The sequence below is a fragment of the Methylomonas sp. HW2-6 genome (assembly GCF_052474525.1).
Genome location: NZ_CP184124.1, coordinates 762,433 through 783,747 on the forward strand (window position 1 = coordinate 762,433; position 21,315 = coordinate 783,747).

The following is a 21,315-nucleotide window of genomic DNA, read 5'->3' on the forward strand; positions in this document are numbered from 1 at the left end:
TGAATAGTTTTTATGTAAGATAAAATTTAGCGGGTATATATTTAAACGCTTAATTACCGTTTTATACTAAATTAAATATTTCGATACATTTTTATAAATTGAAAATTTCCATAACTATCTAGAAATTATGACTGACATCATTAAAGCCGACCCAATCGCAAAAAGTTATGAAGAGCTTCAATCTGTCGAATTGCTCCGCTTAGCAATAGAAAACAGCCCAATAGATCGTCCATCCGCAGAGAGTTGTGTTCGAGTATTGTTAATGTCAGTTGAAATTGCCTTAATTAACTTAGATCATTTAGCTTCAGAAATCAAACGTGATTTCGATAATGAAAATATTCTACGCGCTGAAATACGAAGCCAATGGTTTCACAGTTTCCACAGAATTTTAGTGCATCTCGGGATGACAAGCTGGGAACTTGCCACACTTCAAGTTTTCAATTTCGAGGACTTTGTCGACAGTCCAAAATTTCAAAACTCTACTGCCTTGAAAAACTATTGTAATTCACTACAGGATATGGATTTAGCAGTAGATCGTTGTGTTCAGCGTACAAACATTAACCTCGGTGACATATTATCTTGCCAATGGGTCAATGAGCCTCTTGGAAGAATACTCCACTTTCTTCGTCTTTCTGCACAAGATTGCCGTATATGGGAGCATCATTGTTCAAGTATTCGCATCCCATTGACAAATATTGAGTACGATGAATATGTCGCCCGACCAACTTTATTTGATGCCGTAAATCGGGTTAGCCTAAATAGAGACACATTTTTGGAGCAATTTCGGGCGGCTCATCAAATCCCTGAGCTATTGATTTATGAGGTTAATAATCTTTTAGAGGTTGCTATTAAATTCCTTCGAGAGCATATTTGGGAGAGTTCTGTATTAAACCTCAGACTTGCAACTACACTGCTTGCTGAAACTTTACCTTGTCTAGAGACCATCAATGATTGCCTTCAAACCACTGATTACTATGCTATTCGCAATAATCTAGGTCTTACAAGCGGAAGCCATTCAGTAGCAATACACTATCATCTATTCCGTGATTTGTATCCCACGTGGTGCGAGACTGTAAAATCAGAGCTCAAATTTAAAAAAGCCGACGATAACATTCAAAAATTAATTTGGCTTGAGACCGGTAGACTACAAGTTCTTATTCACACATGGAGGAAAATGCATATGCATTTTCCAAGGAACTATTTAGGATCACACAATACTAAATCATTGATAGGCACAAAAGATGCTTTATTAACCGTACAAACATTTGCGCAAAAGGCTTATGCTAACGATACTTTATTAAGTATGAACTCAGGTTTGAATCAGACTTCTATTGCGCTTATAGCAACGCAATATCTTGATTCACAAAATTCAATGGATACTCTATTATTAGAAGCTACCGGTAAGATAGCACAAAGCAATTTCCCAGATGTTCAGAAGAGATCAGGATACTTTGCTAACTTTGTAAATTTTGACCCACCAAAAGAGAGAAACATATAATTAGGTAGAGCTGGTTGATGGAAATTTATTCAACCTATGATTCTAAGACCAAATAAATATTTTGAACGAATTTTTAAAGTGGAGGTTTTGTGTCAGTACTGCGCATTCTACAAGTAGGAAACTTGCCATCTAACTGGACTGTGCAACAGATAAGCTCTGCATTAGATAGCCTCTTTAATAGTCTCGAGAGAGATAATGCTGGATCACTACCAATAGATTATCTAGTAATTGGAGTTTCAAGTGATCTGCCACCTTTAGAGCGCGATATTTCTGCTATTAGTCAAGAAATTTTAACTTTCGCGCGCAAGATACTACACTCAACTTCAAACGATTTTTCTGAGCGCATCCTGGTTGTGCCACAAAAAGGTTCCCCACAATCTCTACAACTTCTTTCAAAACGATTTAGCAATGGCAGTACTAATTCAAACATACTGAATTCCCAAGCCGAATTTCCACTCTTTCAACAACTTAAGGATTGCACAATCCTTGGGCTTTCTGAGTGGAGTTACGACGAGTTGTGTCATACTTTTAAATACCTCAAAGAAAAACATCTTCCATTAGAGTTCATTGATAGACGACCACTTTTACTGCTTGGCGGGACGCCTTGGAGTGAACAAAATCCAAACAAAACCTGCGCATGCTCTCAAGATAATGACCCGAATATTTTCAGGAATGTTTTTGAGCGCCTGAAGTTGGACGGTCGTATTACGCTCCAACTATCAGATTTAGGTGTAGTTGGATGCGCGCCTCCTCAACCTTTGGCTCATCCCATTGTTGTACTTAGTACCCGACCATTGAATCAACATGTTCAAGGACTTTTTTGTGTGAACCTAATTACACTCCAGCACACTATGCCAAGTCGCTCTCAGATAAGTCCTTCGGACGTTGTTAGGTTGAAAGTGGATATTTGGGCCCAAGATATACAATTCACTAAAAAATGGGAGAAGCATGATTATCTTAGCGGTCAACTAGATAAATTTTTCCCTCCCCCATTAATTGTTTCAGAAGACCCTTTTTCTGACCTTCTTTTGAACCAAGTTCGTGAATTTTTTTTACCTCAACACCAATATCGTTTCATCCATATACACGGACTTCCGGGCGCAGGAAAAGAAGGGCTATTCAATATTTTTTTAAAACAAGAAGAGTTTTCATTCGGAAAAAAAACCGCTCGAATTATTAAATTGCGTTGGGACTATAAGACCCCAAACGAAGCATTAATATGCATTGATAACTTGACAAAGCATATGAAAGCCAAACACCCGAGTATCATTGTTATTTATGATCCAGCTTTAGATACCCAGTCTATTTCTGAGTTTGATGATACTCGAAATAAATTTGTGAAAACTGTTAATGAAATGATGAACACCAGTAAGTTTGAGATCAGGTTTGTCTATATTTGCACACAATGGGCTAGAACTTACAATGATCGTCCTCTGCATTATAAATCGTTAGAACTTCGCCACATCTCCGAAAACTCATGGCAAAATCTCATGAAACAGGTGCCAGCGATTGTACCTTTGAGCCGCGAAGGTTGGAAAATTTTAACAGGACAATTTGCCGGGTTCGGAACAAAACTATTGTACTCACTTGAACGTGAAATGAAAAACACCAAAGGTGCAACAATTCTGAACAAGGACGCTGTATTAGAGATTGTAATGCAGGCATGTCTTGATGAAGAATTTCAAAATGAATGTATATGGCTTGTTGATAGTATGGAAAGAAATCACTATGGGGCACTTTTACTCTGGTTTAATAAGTTAGTCAAAGATGAAATTCTAAAAGCTGCACGAACATCTACTGCAATTGATACAATTTCATTTACACAAAACGATGTGATAAATTTTCTGAGGCATACAAACGAACCATGGAGACCGGAACGAATAGAAAAAGCTTTGAATTCTTTGAAACAATATTCATTATTGGAAAGAGAGAATGATTGTTGGTATTTGCGATTCTGGATACCGTTTATTTTTGTCAACGTTCGCTACAAATACCGTGTTTTTATCTGTTATCCAGAGGAATTAAAGGAACTAGTTAAAGTTATTTCACGCATTTTAAAAAGTGAATTAAGTAAGAAAGGTTATGACCCGGATATCTATTTTTTTTCGGATTATTCAAAAGAAAGTTACAAAATTGATGGCAGGATAAAAAATGAAATCCGTACCAGAAGAAACCTAATTTATCTTTCTTTAAATAAACTCACAAACATTAGCTATTGGCAAAGTGGTGAAGTTCAGGATTGGGTTAGTAGTTTCGATATGAATACATCCTATGTATTGCCGATTACGGTAGGTGAACCTCATGATATAGCTCTTCAGCTTAAAGGTCAAAATGTTGTTCACCTTAATAATTATGACGACGATAAAGAAGTCAGAGTTATTTTGCGAAAAAACCTAACTAACTTCAAAGCTGAGACTAATCTTGAAGAGCAAAACCAACATAAAGTAATTAGGAATACAATTGCTCACTCAATTCTGGAACATTTTTGACATCATTTGCAACCTTTCAGAGGAATTTTATTTTGAATATTCAAAACAAAATATCAAAGCAACCAATTTCTTCATGCTTGTCTAATATATGTCAAATGGCAGCGAAAAAATTTGGAGTTAAAGCAATTGATAACATTAGCAATATATCGACTTACATACGTGTTCCAGCTAGTGTCAGTGACAATGAATTAATTTATCATCCGACCTCAACTAATGAGGTTACAATTTTAAATCCGCTTATCTTTCTGACTGGGATCACGGGAAAAGGTGAAATAGAATATAGAAGACAAACAATAATAAGCCCTCCTGCAATGACAATAGTTGTAGGGCACTATGGCGTTGGGAAAACAGAATTAGCACATCAGGTTTATAATTATACACAGGCTAATAAAAGTCACCAATTTATATTGCCAATTAACTTAGCGTTATTTCGCCAAGGAGAAGAAAAATTTACAAAATGGTTAAATAGCGATAAATTTCCAGTCTATCTTTTAAGATCTATTTTTGATAAAGACTTAGAAACCAGTAAAATATTCCCCGAACAATTAATGGAGTGCATTCGTCTTGGTCAGATTCTGCTTTATTTAGATGGGCTTGATGAACTAATTACATCTGCTCAGGATCACCGAGAGTATTTTCGTTCACTCGGAAAGTTTCTTTCTTCTAGTACAAGCGAGAAGCATAAGTTTCATGTCGTAGTAAGTATGCGAATGGAATATTTATCCTCTGTTGATAGCATGGATGGTAGTCAATTGATTGATTCTTTTTATAGCGGTTATGGTACAAAGGGGGCAAATATCCATTTCCTAATGCTCGACTTTTTTAATAATGATCTTCTCCATGAATATTTGATTCGTCGCAATCTTGGAGATGCAGATAAAATTGTTCAGCAGATTTTCGAAAATCAGCGACTCCTCGAAATGCTAAAACGCCCATTATTATTAAGGATATTCTGCGATTTACTTGAAAAAATTGACGAACCTTCACTTCTATTTAAGATTGAACGACATTCCGATCTTATCGAATCAATAGTTTCATCGGCGGCAAAAGATCCATTATTGATAACGGCTCAAGGAATAATGACTTCATTCATTTGGGATATCGAAAAACTAGCAAGTTGTACGTTGAAAATTTATCGAGAGTACAGAAATATATTCAACGTTACTGATGTTAAACAAATGCTTTCACCATTATCACCTGAATATGGGGGAATTGATAGCATTGTCGAAGCATCTGATCAATGGATATTTGATTGCGTTCACAAGTGTCCTTTTCTTGAACGAATCGATCAAAATCATATTCGATTTAGTCATAAAATTTTTTTGGAATATTTTACTGCAAAAGGAATTTCTTCAGAAGTGATAAATAAGGATAAGGATAGTCAATTTAATGCATTTGATGATATTGTATTAAATCCAGATATGCGGCTTATGCTTAGAGAAATACTAGGTCCAAAATATTGGATGGAAAGGACTCGTAAATCTTACGGACTTGATTCACATGATGAGTGGGAGTTTCCAAAAAACGCCCCCTCCAGACATGCCTTCTTAGATGATCTAAACAATAAACGCCAAATTTTATTGGATTCAATGACCACCCCTTCAAACCCACCGTTGGAAACGGAAGACACAATAGAATGGTATCTTAGTGAATGTAACTCATCTTGGCTTCATCCACGATTTTTGACTTATAACTCAGAGGCTGTGGCTGTTTACCTGTGGTACCATCGTTGGTCTCCAAAGTTTGATTTATTAAATAAAACTTTTATGAAGCATTTGAAGTTAACTGTTGAACGAGTAATTAAAAAAATCGAATTGCTCCAGTCTACACCTGAAATACATCAGCCCATTCAAGCTTATGAAATACTATTAGAAAGATACTTGGATATTGGAAAGCGCCTCCGCCATTCATGGTTTACAACTTTTTCTCAAGGAAAAGATAGTACAAAGTGTTTAGAATTGATTCAGACTCAGGACACAAGAAAAAGAATTATGGCAATTCTGGATATAATATAAAAAGTTAATTGTTACTACTTGAATTTCAACCGGAGAGTCGCTATTTTTTTCCTGATTACCCATAAGCCTCAGCCAATTTAAGCAAACGCCCCAGCATGGGCGGCTTATTGGCCGCAGCGATCAGGAAGCGGGGCATCATGGCTTGCAGATCGAATCGGCGGTTAAAGCGATAACAAAATTCGGCTAGATACCGGGGTAAATGTTTGGGGTTGATGGCGTGATAAGTCCCGTTGATCGAGCGTTTCACGTTGCCGATCATGGTATTGACCCAGGCGAATTCTTCTTTGGTCACACTGTCCGGGCCACCGCCAGTGACGATGGTGTAATGGTGACAACCGTGATTGATGGGGCTACACTAAACCGGACACAATTTTTAAAATATCCGAAAAAAATTGTGATCCAAAATGAGCAGAGAAAAACCCAATACCTATACGGCAGAATTTAGAGAGTCGGCAATCAAATTAGCTAATGAATCCGATCAATCGGTGGCTCAGGTAGCCAAAGAGCTTGGAATCAACGTCAATACGCTCCACACCTGGATTGCCAAATACAGCAAAGCCAAAACGACTGATAAACCTGAACGCACTGACGAGCATCTTTACGATGAATTAAAACGCTTGCGTAAAGAAGTAGCCCGCTTGACCGAGGAGCGCGATTTATTAAAAAAAGCCGCGGCGTACTTTGCCAAGGAGCAGCGGTGAAGTACGCCTGGATTAGCCAACATGCCGCCGATTTTGCCGTCAACAGGCTCTGTCGACTGATGAACGTTTCAAGAAGCAGCTATTACGCTTGGCTGCACCGTCCGCCGAGCGCTACAGTAAAAGATGACCAGAGCCTAACGAAAATCATTGTGGAAGCCTTTAAGAAGAGTCGGGAGACTTACGGAACTAGACGACTTAAAAAGGTGCTTTTTCGACAAGATCGAATGGTCAGTCGCCGCCGGATCGGTCGCTTGATGCGTGATGCCAAATTAGCTTGTACCCAAGGGCATAAATAAAACAAAGCGGAAATTTAAAGCGACGACAAACTCCAAGCATCATCTTCCGGTGGCCGATAACCATTTGGATCGGCAATTTGCAGTGCAGCGACCGAATCAGGTCTATGCGGGCGACATCACTTACATCCATACCCAGGAAGGTTGGTTGTATTTAGCCGTGGTCATCGATTTGTGTTCCCGGCACATCGTTGGCTGGTCAATGGCCGAACATATGCGGACCAAGCTGGTGAATGATGCGCTATTGATGGCCATTTGGAAGCGCAAACCGGCACAAGGCTAACTCTGGCATACCGACCGAGGGAGTCAATATGCTTCCGAAAGCCACCGGGCATTACTCAAGCAGTACGGCATTCGCCAGAGCATGAGCCGTAAAGGCAACTGTTGGGATAATGCCGTATCGGAAAGCTTCTTTCATACCTTGAAAACGGAGCTGATTCATCATCAGACTTTTCGTAATCGAGATGAGGCTAGGCAGGCTGTGTTTGAATATATTGAAGTGTTTTATAACCGCGAGCGACTACATTCAGCCAATGGCTATTTGTCACCCGCTGACTACGAATTGCAGCAAAAAGCTGCTTAACAGTGTGTCCGGTAAGGTGTTGACACACCAGTCTCTCGTGGTTGCTGTTATTCGATCTCGTCAATCTCATTTCAGCAGAGGACGCCACCTCTCTTCAAGCTTGACCGTACACCAGATTTAGTTATAACTCATGAACGCTTTCATCGTTTGGACGGGCGGTCGAGCTCCGCCTTTGCAAAATACGCCGACGCCTTACGCAGAATCTCGTTGGCCTGGCGTAACTCGCGGACTTCCCGCTCCAGTGCCTTGATCCGCTCCGATTCGCTGCCGGACGGCTCGTTAGGTTTTACGTGGGGCGTTTGCGACAGTCGCAGCCAGCGACGTAAGGTCTCAGCCGTACAGCCAAACTTGGCCGAAATCGATTGAATCGCTGCCCATTCCGACGAGTATTCGTCTTGATGCTCTCGCACCATACGAACCGCTCGTTCTCGAACTTCCGATGAATAATGCTTGGTGGTTTTCTCTTTCATTGCTCCATTCTCTCAAAGGTTGGAGCCTCCGAGAAAACCGGGGCGATTCACCAAATGTGGATTTCTTGTCGCGGCCGCTGAAATTCATGGAAACGGAGCGCTAGCGAAGTGATGAATTTTAGTCCCCGATAGGCGTAGCGCCGGGCGGGTTTTCGCAGAAAACCTGCAAGGCCTTGCGACACGCCGTCAAGTCATGCGAGAGCCGATGTTTCGACCCCTGGTTGGGTCGAAACGAAGCGACGCGGACGCATCGGGGCCGCCGAAGGCAATCACCGTGACGGTGGAATCCTGATTTTCGTCCCATGGATGGGCGAAAATCTTTCCGGACGGAAGCCGTCACTCGCCGGCTCACAAAGTAAGAGCAAGGCGATGCTGCCCTATCGCAAATAATCCCAAGCACCTTTATCCAAAGCGGGGTGAATTTACTGTAGCAGTGAGTCTGGAAAAGTATTGACACATCATTTCTTGATGCCACCATCGCAATATTAACTTAAAGCAATTACCGCTCCTCGGGCAATTTCGCGCCAACTTCCATCCCAATAGTCTACATACCTTTGGAATTGACGCTGTGTAGACTCAACCTGAAATGAATCAACTCCCATTAAATCGACAATGCTAAGACAATGTTTACGAACTCGCTCGGTAATGTCAGGAATTGCAGACTCATCCAACTCTTGGTGGTAAATTGATAGCATTTCAAGCTCTGCAAGAGTTCCATGTGCCCATGCCTGCTCAGAAGTCGATTCACTTTGAAGGCCAATTCGAGCTAAATGCATAACACCAATCAGCATGTCCGGATCTTTCGCAACTCCCAATACAGCGGTTAATGATAATACTTGGGATGCCACCCAATGATAACTTGATCCGGATGCCAATTCACGCATGGCTGATTGGTAATGACTTAATGCTATCTGTAGATTAACTTTTGCCTTCTCTTGATTTTTTTGAGCGGAATATAGCAATGAAATTCGCTTAAACGCCGACCCATGCATTCCAAAACATTCTGCACGCCGCGCGCGCTCAACAGCCCCTGACCCCATCCTGAGTCGGCGACGCCAAACATCCAAAAGTGCTTTAATTCTATTTAAAGTTATTTCAACTTCCTGACTCGAAAAATCACTATTAAATGACGCTAAGTTGTCCACTCGAGCAAAACTAATCTCGATAGCTCTTCGTGACTGGATTTCAAAAAATCTAGTAACACTATCGTCAAAGTTTTGGGGTATGACGGCGTAAGCAATCACACTAGCCCAATCGTGGTTACGCTGGGTATTTAAGAATAATTTGCGCCTTAACTCATGCAAAACAATTCGCGGATCATCACCCCGTAATAGCTTAGGGTATATTTCCTCAGCCATTAAAACTGAACCAGCTTTCGTTAACGGAAACTGAGAAGCTAATATCCAAGGGATTCCTTCACAATGTAATTCATGTGCGATACTGCCCCCTGGCACCAAAATCGATCCCGGATTCCCCGAATCACAGGTAGCGAGTGTTACCATCAATGGATTTGATCGCCAGCTTCCATCATTAGATTCAGCATGTAAAGCCTTTGCCAACCGCTTACCGCTAACGACGTCCACCTTAGAGCGATCTCGTTCATCACAAAGCACCACACCGAATTGCCGCTCTCCCGCTAATTCATATGCCCCACCATGTGCCAATATGTGAATATGGGTAAATTGCTCAGTTGCGCATGCCGAATAGATGTCTTCAAGACTAGCGTTGACCAAAACACGAATACGTTGTTTTACAAAAGGCAACCGCTTTTCTTCAGTAATTGGCCCCTCTGTATCACTCGGCCAATTAATCCACGGTTCAAGTGCGATTCGTATAGCATGAAGGTGTTCAGTCAGAGGAATTTCTAACCCACCGGGGGCCGCAGCCACTAACAAAATCTTTGGCTCTTGTTCCACATTCCAGTTAGTAAAAACTGGCTGAGTACGTCGCGTCTGACGAGTGGGTACAATCGGTAATGCCAGTTGCAAGCAAAACGGAAGTCCGTCTCCAGGATAAGCTTGAGGAGAAAATGCAATCTCGAAGGGGATCAATGCCAACTCATCCCCTCCTAATACCAAACTCAAATGGATAAATTGCGCTTCATCACTCGTTTTTTGTGCGACTATTTCACCTCGAGCAGTTGAAGTTTCCGCTAGAAGAGATCGTATCTCAGCAAGAATTTCTGCAACATCATCGCCAAGCTCATTTACTGCAGCCTCCCGCACTTTGTCTGGCACCGCCAACAAATCTTGTTCCTGAGCTATTACATACCGCAGACGCTCCAGTTTACTCAAAAAGCGATGGTGCTCGTGTTTAATCCGAACTGTGATTGGCGAACTGTTGCCGCATAATGCCAAATAGGGAGTCAAAGGTGACAGTAACTGGTTATGGGGTGGACCTGGCCTTAGCAGCTCAAGTTTGATTTGTCGAAAACGGTTCATATTTTCTACACAACGACCGGCACAATCGGATTATCGAAATTATCGTTTTGCACATTCAAACTGACTTGAAGTCGAGAATTGCCGGTCACTTGAAGCAAATCGCCTTGAGTTTTATTACCAACTGCTGAAATGCGCACGGCGTTAGTTTGATCATAAACCAGAGGTACTATGGTTCCACCAGGCCCGGGTATCTGGGCGTTATCTAAGGCATACATGGTTCCCGCTTTTAGTGCAGGCCATAACTCTTGCTCGAAGACGTCTTTATTAGAAAGGACATCGGGTGTCAATCGTAAAAGCCGAATCCATGTGCCGCAATTGTAGTAACCCCTTCCATCTGAAAACCGCAAAGCTCGAGCCAAATGGGTATGCCCTGTTATCGTAAAGTCTACATTACTGCTAACCCGATCTTTCATGTCTTTGAATAATCCACCGTCCTGTGTCGGATCAGTCGGATCATAAGTTTTATCCTTACTCAACCAATCTTTTAAAGCGAGCCTCAGCGCTTCCGGCTTGTCTAACAAACCAAGCCATCCGCGAATGTAATCTCCAAATCCTAAAGTTTCGGTTTTTCCTACACCATTTGAGACCGTTATCGAAGGGCGAACCCCACTTTGGGCAGCCGTTCCAGCTTTTAGAAGCAGGTCATCAGCGGAAGATGGATTGGTTGATTTAGCTGCGTTGATTGCCGTAAGCAGATTTTGTCCGGCGAGTTGCTGCAAAACTTCATCAGCAATCTGGGCACTCTGACCTGAGGGAACATCGTGTAAACCAAGGAGATCCTTGGTAATCGAACGACCCTTTAAAGCGTCTTTTAGGATGGGAAACGCATCACCTAGATTCACTTTTTTAAAGGTATCTGGATCAAGTGCCATCAGGACTCCCGCAATTGCAGAAGTCTCTGGTTTTAACAGGTCAACAAATGGATAGCTTTTCTTAACGATGTTCATTACGTCGATTACCAATCGCGTCCCTGCATTAGGTTTCCATTTTGATGGGTCGACATTTCTACCAGCCGAAATCGCGTTAGCCAACTGCCCCAATAAGCTGTAATCCACCCAATTCATTAGGTCAACTTCATTGCCATGGGTGCAAAATACGCGCGCACGTCCAACCATGCAAGCATAGCCACCGCCATGGGTTGAGAAAACTAAACGTGACTGCGCATCAATGTTTGAACCAGCCAATCGACTTCTTAAATCGGTTTCAACACTTGGCAACGCCAATTCAATATCGTGATTACCTAAAACGACAATTAGATGCCTTTTTGGTTTAGCCAAGAAGGCAATAAGAGCTTCCCAAACCATTGAAAAGGATGGGTCATTCCAAATCCGCTCGATTAAGCGAGCCGCGGTGGCATCATCAAGTGCAACATATCCAGGGACCACATCCTCCGCCAGAGAGTCAATAATGTCGCCGTTCAAAATAAGGGCAACGTCTTCATCGACTCGCTGCTCGGCGACTCTGTCAATGAATCCCGCTAGACGTTGGCCACGGTTAAAGATTTGAAAATTAGAATTAGCTGAAATCTCTCCGCCCAAATGGAGGTCGGAAATCGCATAAAGCTCGGCAAAACTTGGTAATTGACTCATCGCAATACTCCATTTTTATTGATATATTTGTTACCTTCCACTACAAAATTTTCAATCAATTACCCACCATCGTCAAATTGAATAGCCTTGCACGCTCATTGGTCCAAAGCTGCTTCAATATCATGCGTCCAAGCCAATATTTCCCCTCTTTTTGCTCTAGCGTGGGAAATCAGTCTAACATTTCTAAGCGTCGTCTCCGGCTCCCAAGACTCTCTAATTGATGCAAGCGCATTTGCTAAAGCAGTTGAAGCAGTGTCTTCATCCTTAGCAAGTACCGCTAACTCTAATAACGTCGCATAATCCCAATAATTTGGTTTTCCTGAGGCAATGCGTCGTTCAACAGCATAAGTCACAACTGGTAGTATCCTACCTTGTCGCACATCGGGTGGGTCTGCCATTTCCATTAAGGTTACTGCGTTAATCCCAGGGTATGCATCACGCCAATCAGCCTCGAAACCTTTCAGATAGGCATCAATCGCTTTTGTCAGTAACCCCTTAGCTAGCAAGGTTTTTCCATCTTTATTCGCTGTGTCCCAACGATCTTTGTATACCCTTCCCAAAATTCCATAGGTTTCGCTACTAGGACCTCTTTTATCGATCAAGTTGAGTAATACCGTTTCAGCCTCATTGCCTCTACCAACTCGATTTAAGGCCAATGCTAGTTGCTCTTGAACCATTACGGTATTTGCAAGCGGAGGAGACATCTTGGCGATTAGATTAATCATGTTCTGCCAAGCTTTGACGGCGCGATAAGAAAGGAAAAGATCAATTACAACACCAGCTTCTGTGTCGTCTATTGTTGAATTGGTTTCGAGTAGAAGCTCAACCGCAAGTACTCCTTCAACTCCGGTTTTACGAGCTGCTGCTAACCGTGATTTGATCTCCTCTGCATACTGAACACGATCCCGGAACACATCCGTTTTTAGATGCTGAATTTCAGGGAAGCCATCGACGAGTTGATAGACAGGGCTATCAGTTGTGAACTTACGAGCTTCAATCAACCGTTTTGAAAGCGATAAAACCACCGACATGCAATTATCGGGTTTACCGTCTGCACTAACCTCATAAGGAATGCCACGTAATAGTCCAACATCGAATGGAAGCTGCCCCGTATCTTTTGCAAAAATCAATACAGTAGAGGCAGGCCTAACTGCATGACGCAATCCCAATTCATAGAAAACATTCGCGTTAGCAGTAGTCAGATCAGCAATTGCATATTCACAGAGTATGAGTCTTTCATACATTGGTTTGTGGATGATGCCCCCCGCCATTTCCTCATCCGCACGTAAAGGCTCAAGATCAGCCGCTCGTATAGCTGGTGCTATCAGATCACGATATACTGCATCGAAATCAATGATTTTTCCTGCCGATGTGGGCTTTTGGCCAAACGGCATTAATACGAAGCAAAAAGGTTTAATAGTCATTATCCAACTCTGAAATGTAAGTGAAATCACATGCGTTTTGATTGGAAATGCTTTCGGCTCGCGTTGGGGAAAAACCACCTGAAGTATGAAGCTAATCTTCAGTCTATAGCAGACTCAAATAAAATAACTTTCAGCATCGCTCTAATTAGCTTTCACACATGATTACCGTTTTAAACTTGCATCCTCAATTGCCTTCATTACGGTGGCATGTTCCCAACTAACAGCCTTACATCCATTTTGCTGAAATGCCGGAGGTGTCCTAGTTGGAGGCGTGTCCCCTTTATATACACCGATTACACCTTTGCCACGTTTGAGACTTTCTTCAATCTCCCAGTTGACCCATTTACTTGTTGCCGATTTATCGGACAGGTAAACCACTGTAACAGAGCATCGATCAATTTTTTCACGAATATTTCGCTTTATGTAATCAGCATTATTGCTATCGTAAGGCTCTTTTACGGAGTGATCATCAAATTGCAGGTCCATGTTGTCATTTTTAGCCTGGCCTCGTAACAGATTTACATCGTTCAAATCTTCGTGATCAAAGCTAATAAAAACATGGCGACTTACTTCACCCTTTGCTTCAGCAAGGCGCTGCTTTACTTTTTCTTCTAAGCCTTTGATGTCCGAACCAAGCAAGCCGCCACCAGTTCCACCGCCCATATTAATCTCCTTGATTGAATTGAAACTCTAGGCAAGAGATACATTGCCCACAGGGTTGATTTGTGCCGGTGTGGCACGAGTAGGTTCCATTAACCCCTTTTTCATTGGCTAGCCTAACAACGTCTGCCTTACCGAAATCGAACAAAGGTGTCAAAACTTTGATTTGCCGTCCCATGGCAGTTCCAATAGCCGCTTCGGCCTGGGAAATAAATGCGGGACGTTGATCTGGAAACAAACTGAATTTTTCAGACAAAAGCCCAATTGCAACAGATGACACGCCAAGTTGATAGGCGTAAGCACTGCCCATTAGAAGAAACATCAGATTTCTTCCTGGCGTAAAAGCGTCGTTTTTGACGTCTAAATTGCTATTCGTCAGACCAGACGCAATGACTTGTCCAAAACCAGAGACATCCATTTTCGTAGGCTCTGGGAGCCCAAGCTGCTTATGAACTGCCTGACACGTTAACCACTCCCTACTGGATGCTCGCTGTCCATAGTCGATGAAAAGTGGGAAATGCTCAATGCTTTCCTCCCTCGCCATCACGCCGATCAAGGTTGAATCAAGCCCCCCTGAAACTAAATTTACAAAACTCACAAATAAGCCTCGCGCTTTGCCACCCGCATTGTTAGCCACGTCGCCAAGTCAACACAACCGACGGAATATCCAAATTCAATAGCAATTTCTCGAAAATCATCTTCAATTTCCTCATAGAATTGCAAACGACCGAGTTTGCTTGGAGAGATCGTGACGCCGCGAGTTATTCGTAGGTAATCCAATACATGCACATCAAGCACAGCTAGGTCCGCACAGTATCCAATTCGACGTAAAAATAGACTGGCTTGTTTGGGTCCAAAACCCCAAACATTTTGAACCAAAAGCTCCCGTGCCTCCTTTGCTGTTTCTGCCCTGAGCAACAATTGCCTGATTGTGTTCGACTTTCCGTAGATCTCAGAAATAGTCAGCGTCAGAAGCGAAGCTATACGATTCTTAAATCGTGGCTTTATCCAACGGGTGACACCGTTGTTATCAAATACTGGTAAGGGTTCTGACAAAGTATTAGCAATATTAGATTCTAGGGTGACGCAATCAAACCCCACCCTCTGTGGTAGTAAAAGGTAGGTATCGCGCAATCGATCGGCAATTGCTACGGCTGTCTCAAATTTCATTTGGCTACCGATTACACACACGGCTGCTTCGTACAAAAGTTCCTCTTCGGTGTTTAGCTGCCAGTTCTTAAGTCCCCGTCCCTGCGCTTTTATCTCTAAGCACATGTCGCGAATAGTTTGATTGATGACTGCTACTTTCACAATGTTCCCCATTCGCAGACCTGTGCGCATTGCCGAAACACGCGATCTGAAAAATTGTGGCGGCAAAAATCAACAACCATCTCACTTTCAATTGAGTTGCGCAATCGGTGCATCCATTCTGTATAGAACTCAAGGTTATGCGCCAGTGTACGCGCATGAAACGATAGATCAGTCTCAGCCCATCTCGTCTGACTGGTAAAAAAATCAGCTTGCGACAGGTGATAAAGTAATGCGGTATCGTGATCGACAACCGTTTGACACCACTCCAAGCCATCGAAACTATCAGCTCCCATAGCAGCATACAAAGCAATCGAAATCGGATTGCCTGTTCCCAGTAGATGCAGGCCAATATACCGCCCTTGCTTGTTCAATTCACGACGAATGGCTTGAACAGCTATAGCTCTTTCCATAATGCCGTCACCCAATCGACGCTCCGCTACTGCGAGTAATGAAACTCCAGTGTTTGCCGCGAGAGCGCCGCACAATGCCGGTAACTCATCGGCGGTTCCATGGATAATAGGTATGATCTGACAAGCGCCTGCCGCCGCCTGGTCCTCAACCCATCTTGAAACCACTAAGGAAATATGCTGATCAAAGTCGGCAGGCGGGTCCTGCTCGTCAAAACCAAAAGCGAGATCACAAGGGAATGATTTCAGAATTTTATGAAAATCGTTTTGTAGCCACCGACCCTGCGCATCTTTCCAAAAACTCTCATAGTTACCGGAATCCATCAAAGTCACGGCACCGGCTTCGTGGGCAGACCCCAGCATCTTTGCAACCACATCATTATTATCGATGGAAGCAAGATCATAAGCCGAAACCAAAAATTGGCTATTCAACCCAACGAATGTTGATAAAACCTGAAGGTAATCAATCGGCTGCAAAGCTGTTTTTACTGATGAAATAGACGGAAAATAGACAGGCAATTGCAGCTCTTTCTCACCGATTCGGAGCGAAGCAGGACGTCGCACATCCATTACTTACCTCCCAATTTCGTAGTAGCGGCTGAGCTCTTTGAAATTGGCATGCTCAATCGTAAAATGCTCATCAACCTCCTCCATCTCTAATACAGAGCGTTATGAATCGTACATTCCACACGATTGCTCCACTAAAGGAATACCATTCTGTCTTTCATTGTTATGGCCGCCACTATAGGTTCTGTTGAATAAACTGATACGCAGTTCGATCATAAAACTTTACAGGTTCGTGAAAAATCTTTTCCCCACCGCTAATAAAGTCAGAAGATGACTTTATTTAGTGTCATTGCAAGCCGTTTTATACGAAATATAGGTCAGTTTTAATCTTAAAAGAGTTTTCACCAACCTGCAAGTAATTACAATAAGAGTATTAACAGCAAAAGATAAATCAGCCCCCTTGTTAAAAATGCGATCCAAATTTCCCCCGTAGCAAGAGCGGCAAGAGGTATTAAAGTTATTAGAAACGCGCATCGAGTAGTCCACTATTGGAAGCCTAAAGCCAAGCATAGCCATAGGCAAAAGCTGCAGAGGGGAAACGACTGGCGCAGCTTTTTACCGTCTGTGTCTATGCTCTTGTTAGCGCATTAATCATAATTACGAATTGTATCCAGTTTCGTTGACATCATATTCTTCGATTTCTCCACCTTCTAAAATTCTAATTACTCTATCTTTCGGAAATCCATTTCTGGCATACATTTCAATAAAAAGTCGTGCATGAGTGTTGTGCGCTACGAGTTGATCGAAATCTTCATTTTGCATAATGCCATTAGGCCCCATGCTTATCATTTGAAGATCTTCTTCTGATGCCTTTGCCCACCGCAGTTCCTCTGAAGGCACTTCAATAATCTTTTTATTTATCCGATCTGGGGTATAGTCTATTTCCATTTTTTGAGACGGTCCAAAATCCCCATCGTGTTCTTTTACAAATAGAACCAAGTCAGATAACGATGCAATATATGAAAACCAAGCAAGCCAAGCTGGTATACCATGAATGTCGTACTCTAGCCCAGCGATATTATCTAGAAATAGAAATGTGCCATAGTAACCCCTTAGGTTTAAGCTAGTAACGACGTCAACACTGTTTTCATATACCGCGTAGGATAATTTTCCACGCCCCTTAAAAGGGTGAGAAACTAGTATTCTCGGTCCGCCTAGACCATAAACAACATATCCAGGCTTAGAGCCTGGACTGAATACCTTTCTCGCAGCCTCTGGGCTGAAAACGTTATGATCAAAGTTATTTAACTCATAACATGCCTTTAATATTGAATTATCGAATGATAAGGCTGGATGTGAGTCTTTTGTAAATTCAGAAAACATCTGGCTATCGAAAAAATCGAGAAATATTAGATTATCCATAACCAACCGAAATACATGATAAAATTCTTCTATTGAATTCGTTTGTGCGAGAAAAACAAGATTAAACAAGCCTTTTGGGCCGTAGCGCTTATCGACCCTCTCAATATCTTCTTTGGAAACAGACGTAATATTTTTGAACAGACGCGTATTTTCCACATCCGCATAGCCTAGTTTCCTGGCTTCAATTAAAGAGTCATAAAGCGAAAGAATTTCCTTGCGGCTTATCTCTTTTTCACCACCTCGATTAAGTGAATTTATTGGAATGCTATATGGTTGCGTCAGCATTGTTTTCCCCTTATACTAAGATATTCGCCTGAATTCTCGCTAACTAGTAATTAGATAGTTTCCGTATATCAACCGAAAAATGATGTACGAAACGATATTATTGATCAGCATATGAATTTCCATTATGTATATCATCGGCTCCAAATATATGGCAGATAAACACCAAAAGCGGTCTATCGATCTAGTTCCACTAATACCAGGTTAGGACCAAAAATCAGCCGCTTAGCACAAAGGTAAGGGGGCGTCCATTTGACTGTTTGGTTAGCCGTTGTCCTCAGGCAATAAAGCGCGAAACCTCTTTGAGAAGAGAAAGAGCAAAACGAGCAGTGTTCCAATGGCCATTGCTAAAACATGAAGGCATCCCAGAAATTGCAAACCACCATCTTGTTTAATGTTGTCCATTGCTGTTCCGGCATACGCAAATAGCAGGCTGTAGGCTAATCCAATGGGATACATGAAAAGCGCATCACCAAGGGGAGTTTTCATAAATTTCTCGATGAAGCTGAAAACCACGCCTGACAATGCAGCACTTAATATAGCAGTTATTATTTTTGCCAAATCCGCAAAGTCTGACGCTGTCTTTTGTACACAGATGGCAATGATTGTACCAACGAAGATACCCAGTGCTAGAAGGCCTACGTATTTCATAATCTTCCTCTTATTTTGTTATTCGGTTTTAGCGTGTTCTTTGCTGCGCCTTGGTGTACATCGGCAAAAAGACTGCTAACGCCAAGTTAGGTGGCTAGTTTGGCAAATAAATCACCATAGCCCCAGACCAGGGTTCCTATTATCGCAGCATAGAATCCCGTATGCCTGATCATACATTCAGATGAGAGTATCTTTACGTTAGGGGGCTTAGAATACTTCGACTCATGAACTGTCAGTTCGCCATCTATGTACAATGTATTTTTTTCGGACAATCTGAGGATATATCGACGCCGATAGAGATGAAGCAGGCAAGTAATGAAAGTATGATTAACGCTATTGAACTCATTTGGAAATTCGACTAACAAGTTATTAATCTGTTAACAGCATCTCTATCTAAAAATAAACGTTGTCTTGCTAATTTATTGATCGGCATATGATTTTCCCTTCTGTACATCATCGGCGATAGGCGGTTATGACTGATGACCATCTCATTGCTGCCATTGAATCAGAATGAGCGATGGACAGCAACGGGTCGATTTCGCCAGTTTGCCACGTCCAAAAGCAGTCATTCAAAACTGGCATAATCGTTCCGGAAACTATGGCTTGGTTTGATTTAGAAAACGTGTTTGATCGCACTGTATAACCCGCGCGACGTTCAAAGCGGCTAAGAGGTCGCGGCTCGGACTGATTCACCACTGATGTTGCGGACGCTCTAGGCCGAACAAATCATGAACTTCGTTGATGGCGCTGGAGGAAATCATGCCCATAACGACGCGATTCATTTTTTTGATAATTTCCGGCAATCGGGGGCTGTGAATGCCTTCATCTTCCAGGTGGCACAGGTAGAAAAAAGCCAGCTCGTTTAACGAGCCCAGCACTCGTCTGCTGTTGGTGTTGGCAAACCTGACTTCGGCAAAGTCGGGCATCAGATTTTGAATAAAGGTCTGCTCGAAACCTTCCTCGGCCAATACGCAATGCAGATAGGATTTAAACAGTTGGATCAGTTGGGTAGCGTCAAGCTGGGGTACATCGGCAATCAAGAAATTGAAAAGCGTTTGGTCGTTGGCTACCAACAGACAGGGGTGACCGTCGATCTCGATTAGATTGAGGTGCCACGAGCAGAAATTAGAGGTTTCGACACTCGCATCGACCAGGTCGGTTTTTTTCAGCTTGAGTGCAGTTTGCAGCTTTTTGGTACAGCGTAAAACCAGCATTATTTGCCGCCCCAACGGTTAAACAAGATACGCATGATCGCTGCGTTGGCCAATCGCCGGTCAAATCTCTCAGGGTCGAAATCGCCGTCTGCCCATTCGAGCAAATGGGCGGCTTCTTCAGAATTCGGTTCCTCCTGCAGGACTTCCAGAAAATCGGCATAACCCTCCGGGCCGCCGACATCTTCCGGAGGACCAGAGCGTGCGCCATCCAATACCCAGGCGCCGCCTTTGGGATCGTTGTCTAAGTCGTTGCGAATCTCCTCGACGGTCACCAGGTGTTCCCAGTTATCACCAAAATCGTAGCGATAGAGCATAGTGTCACCGGTAGCCAGCAAGCGATTCAAATAGGCTTTGCGCTCGTCCAGCATATCGAGCTCATCGCCTGGGTCCGGCAGGGCATAAATCTTGTCTCGAATTTTAAACTGATGCAGGTGATAGTCGCTCCAGCCAAAGGCGGCCTGAATAAAGTGGTGTAACTTCGCCAAACTGATACGGCCATCGACCTCCAACCTTCGCCAGATCGGTGGGCGAATTTCATTAGGCCTAAGCTCGATATGCAGCGTGTACAAGCATGGTTGATTGGTACTGTTGGTGTGTTTCTTACGAACGGGCTTTTGCTCGACCATGTCGAATCTCGATATATTAATGCGCTGTAGTTTAACTCTACGGCAACCGAATTCGAATCGACAATATTGATCGCGCGTTTTGATAAAGCGGCTTACACTACCCACCCGACTGATTCACCCGTGCAGGAGTTATCAGATGTCTTTATCCATGTTTGCCATTTCGGTTCCGCCCCTCGTCCGCAGTCTGACGCAATTACGATCCATTCTGGAAAAAGCGACTGATTTCGCAGAGACCAAAAAGTTTGATCCGTCGGTATTGGTCAACGCACGCCTATATCCCGACATGTACCCATTGAAGCGTCAGGTGCAAATTGCTAGTGACGTTTCCAAGGGTGCTGTTTCCCGTTTAGCCGGACAGGAGCCTCCGAAGTTCGACGATGTTGAAAACTCGTTTGCCGAGTTGATCGAGCGAGTTGATAAAACATTGGTGCATATCAACTCGTTTACCGCTGAAGAAATCGATGGATCGGAAGCCAAGACAATTTTGCTGCCCTTGCATGACCGAACATTGACTTTTACTGGCTTAACCTACGTGACAGACTTTGTGCTACCCAATGTATATTTTCACGTGACTACTACTTACGCCATTCTGCGGCACAATGGGTTGGAAATCGGCAAGAAGGATTACCTGGGTGACTTAGGTTGGTTGTGAAGTAAATCGAGAGCTGACATCCATTTTGTTTGGCTGACTGACAGCCAGACCCCGACAATTCGCGCTGATTGTCGGGGGGG

Annotated in this window: 15 protein-coding genes and 3 pseudogenes; 5 read left to right on the forward strand and 13 right to left on the reverse strand. The window is 42.8% G+C overall.

Going from position 1 to position 21,315, the window contains the following annotated elements:
* Positions 1 to 127 precede the first annotated feature (127 nt).
* The 3 genes from ACH518_RS04630 to ACH518_RS04640 all read left to right on the forward strand — a co-directional run bounded on the left by ACH518_RS04630 (position 128) and on the right by ACH518_RS04640 (position 6,002).
* On the forward strand, positions 128 to 1,498 hold the full coding sequence (locus tag ACH518_RS04630) for a hypothetical protein (protein WP_445372040.1): 1,371 nt from the start codon (positions 128 to 130) through the stop codon (positions 1,496 to 1,498).
* A gap of 89 nt (positions 1,499 to 1,587) precedes the next feature.
* Positions 1,588 to 3,987, forward strand: a complete 2,400-nt coding sequence (locus ACH518_RS04635) for a hypothetical protein (protein WP_445372041.1) — start codon at positions 1,588 to 1,590, stop codon at positions 3,985 to 3,987.
* A 32-nt stretch (positions 3,988 to 4,019) separates the two neighbouring features.
* A complete protein-coding gene (locus ACH518_RS04640) occupies positions 4,020 to 6,002 on the forward strand; it encodes an NACHT domain-containing protein (RefSeq protein WP_445372042.1) in 1,983 nt (660 codons plus the stop codon).
* A gap of 55 nt (positions 6,003 to 6,057) precedes the next feature.
* On the opposite strand, the pseudogene ACH518_RS04645 reads toward ACH518_RS04640, so the two are convergent.
* A pseudogene (locus ACH518_RS04645) lies at positions 6,058 to 6,330 on the reverse strand (transposase); the annotation flags it as partial.
* A 76-nt stretch (positions 6,331 to 6,406) separates the two neighbouring features.
* Here ACH518_RS04645 and ACH518_RS04650 point away from each other — a divergent pair.
* Positions 6,407 to 7,579, forward strand: a pseudogene (locus ACH518_RS04650) (IS3 family transposase).
* Positions 7,580 to 7,708: 129 nt separating this feature from the next.
* Here the strand turns inward: ACH518_RS04650 and ACH518_RS04655 are convergent.
* The 12 genes and pseudogenes from ACH518_RS04655 to ACH518_RS04710 form a co-directional block, all read right to left on the reverse strand.
* Positions 7,709 to 8,049 (reverse strand): annotated as a pseudogene (locus tag ACH518_RS04655) (transposase); the annotation flags it as partial.
* A 485-nt stretch (positions 8,050 to 8,534) separates the two neighbouring features.
* Complete coding sequence (locus ACH518_RS04660) at positions 8,535 to 10,343, reverse strand: CHAT domain-containing protein (protein WP_445372043.1); 1,809 nt, start codon at positions 10,341 to 10,343, stop codon at positions 8,535 to 8,537.
* 152 nt (positions 10,344 to 10,495) lie between these two features.
* The gene (locus ACH518_RS04665) at positions 10,496 to 12,079 is read right to left on the reverse strand and encodes a metallophosphoesterase (RefSeq protein WP_445372044.1); all 1,584 of its coding nucleotides are present in this window, start codon (positions 12,077 to 12,079) and stop codon (positions 10,496 to 10,498) included.
* A 95-nt stretch (positions 12,080 to 12,174) separates the two neighbouring features.
* Positions 12,175 to 13,503, reverse strand: coding sequence for a TRAFs-binding domain-containing protein (locus tag ACH518_RS04670; protein ID WP_445372045.1), 1,329 nt, complete (start codon positions 13,501 to 13,503; stop codon positions 12,175 to 12,177).
* A gap of 162 nt (positions 13,504 to 13,665) precedes the next feature.
* A complete protein-coding gene (locus ACH518_RS04675; protein WP_445372046.1) occupies positions 13,666 to 14,166 on the reverse strand; it encodes a TIR domain-containing protein in 501 nt (166 codons plus the stop codon).
* A gap of 1 nt (position 14,167) precedes the next feature.
* Positions 14,168 to 14,761: a 7-cyano-7-deazaguanine synthase gene (locus ACH518_RS04680; protein WP_445372047.1), complete on the reverse strand. Its 594-nt coding sequence runs from the start codon at positions 14,759 to 14,761 to the stop codon at positions 14,168 to 14,170.
* Complete coding sequence (locus tag ACH518_RS04685) at positions 14,758 to 15,474, reverse strand: 8-oxoguanine DNA glycosylase (RefSeq protein ID WP_445372048.1); 717 nt, start codon at positions 15,472 to 15,474, stop codon at positions 14,758 to 14,760. Before ACH518_RS04685 ends, ACH518_RS04680 begins: the two co-directional genes overlap by 4 nt.
* Entirely contained in the window at positions 15,471 to 16,451 is a 981-nt protein-coding gene (locus ACH518_RS04690) for a hypothetical protein (protein WP_445372049.1), read from the reverse strand. The genes ACH518_RS04685 and ACH518_RS04690 overlap by 4 nt, the downstream gene beginning before the upstream one ends.
* A 594-nt stretch (positions 16,452 to 17,045) precedes the next feature.
* On the reverse strand, positions 17,046 to 18,095 hold the full coding sequence (locus ACH518_RS04695) for a hypothetical protein (RefSeq protein ID WP_445372050.1): 1,050 nt from the start codon (positions 18,093 to 18,095) through the stop codon (positions 17,046 to 17,048).
* 261 nt (positions 18,096 to 18,356) lie between these two features.
* Complete coding sequence (locus ACH518_RS04700; RefSeq protein WP_445372051.1) at positions 18,357 to 18,743, reverse strand: hypothetical protein; 387 nt, start codon at positions 18,741 to 18,743, stop codon at positions 18,357 to 18,359.
* A 689-nt stretch (positions 18,744 to 19,432) separates the two neighbouring features.
* Positions 19,433 to 19,957: a DUF6933 domain-containing protein gene (locus ACH518_RS04705; protein ID WP_445372052.1), complete on the reverse strand. Its 525-nt coding sequence runs from the start codon at positions 19,955 to 19,957 to the stop codon at positions 19,433 to 19,435.
* The gene (locus tag ACH518_RS04710) at positions 19,957 to 20,583 is read right to left on the reverse strand and encodes a plasmid pRiA4b ORF-3 family protein (protein ID WP_445372053.1); all 627 of its coding nucleotides are present in this window, start codon (positions 20,581 to 20,583) and stop codon (positions 19,957 to 19,959) included. The genes ACH518_RS04705 and ACH518_RS04710 overlap by 1 nt, the downstream gene beginning before the upstream one ends.
* Positions 20,584 to 20,719: 136 nt before the next feature.
* Between ACH518_RS04710 and ACH518_RS04715 the strand changes: the two genes are divergently transcribed.
* A complete protein-coding gene (locus ACH518_RS04715) occupies positions 20,720 to 21,235 on the forward strand; it encodes a DUF1993 domain-containing protein (RefSeq protein ID WP_445372054.1) in 516 nt (171 codons plus the stop codon).
* The last annotated feature ends 80 nt before the right edge of the window (positions 21,236 to 21,315 follow it).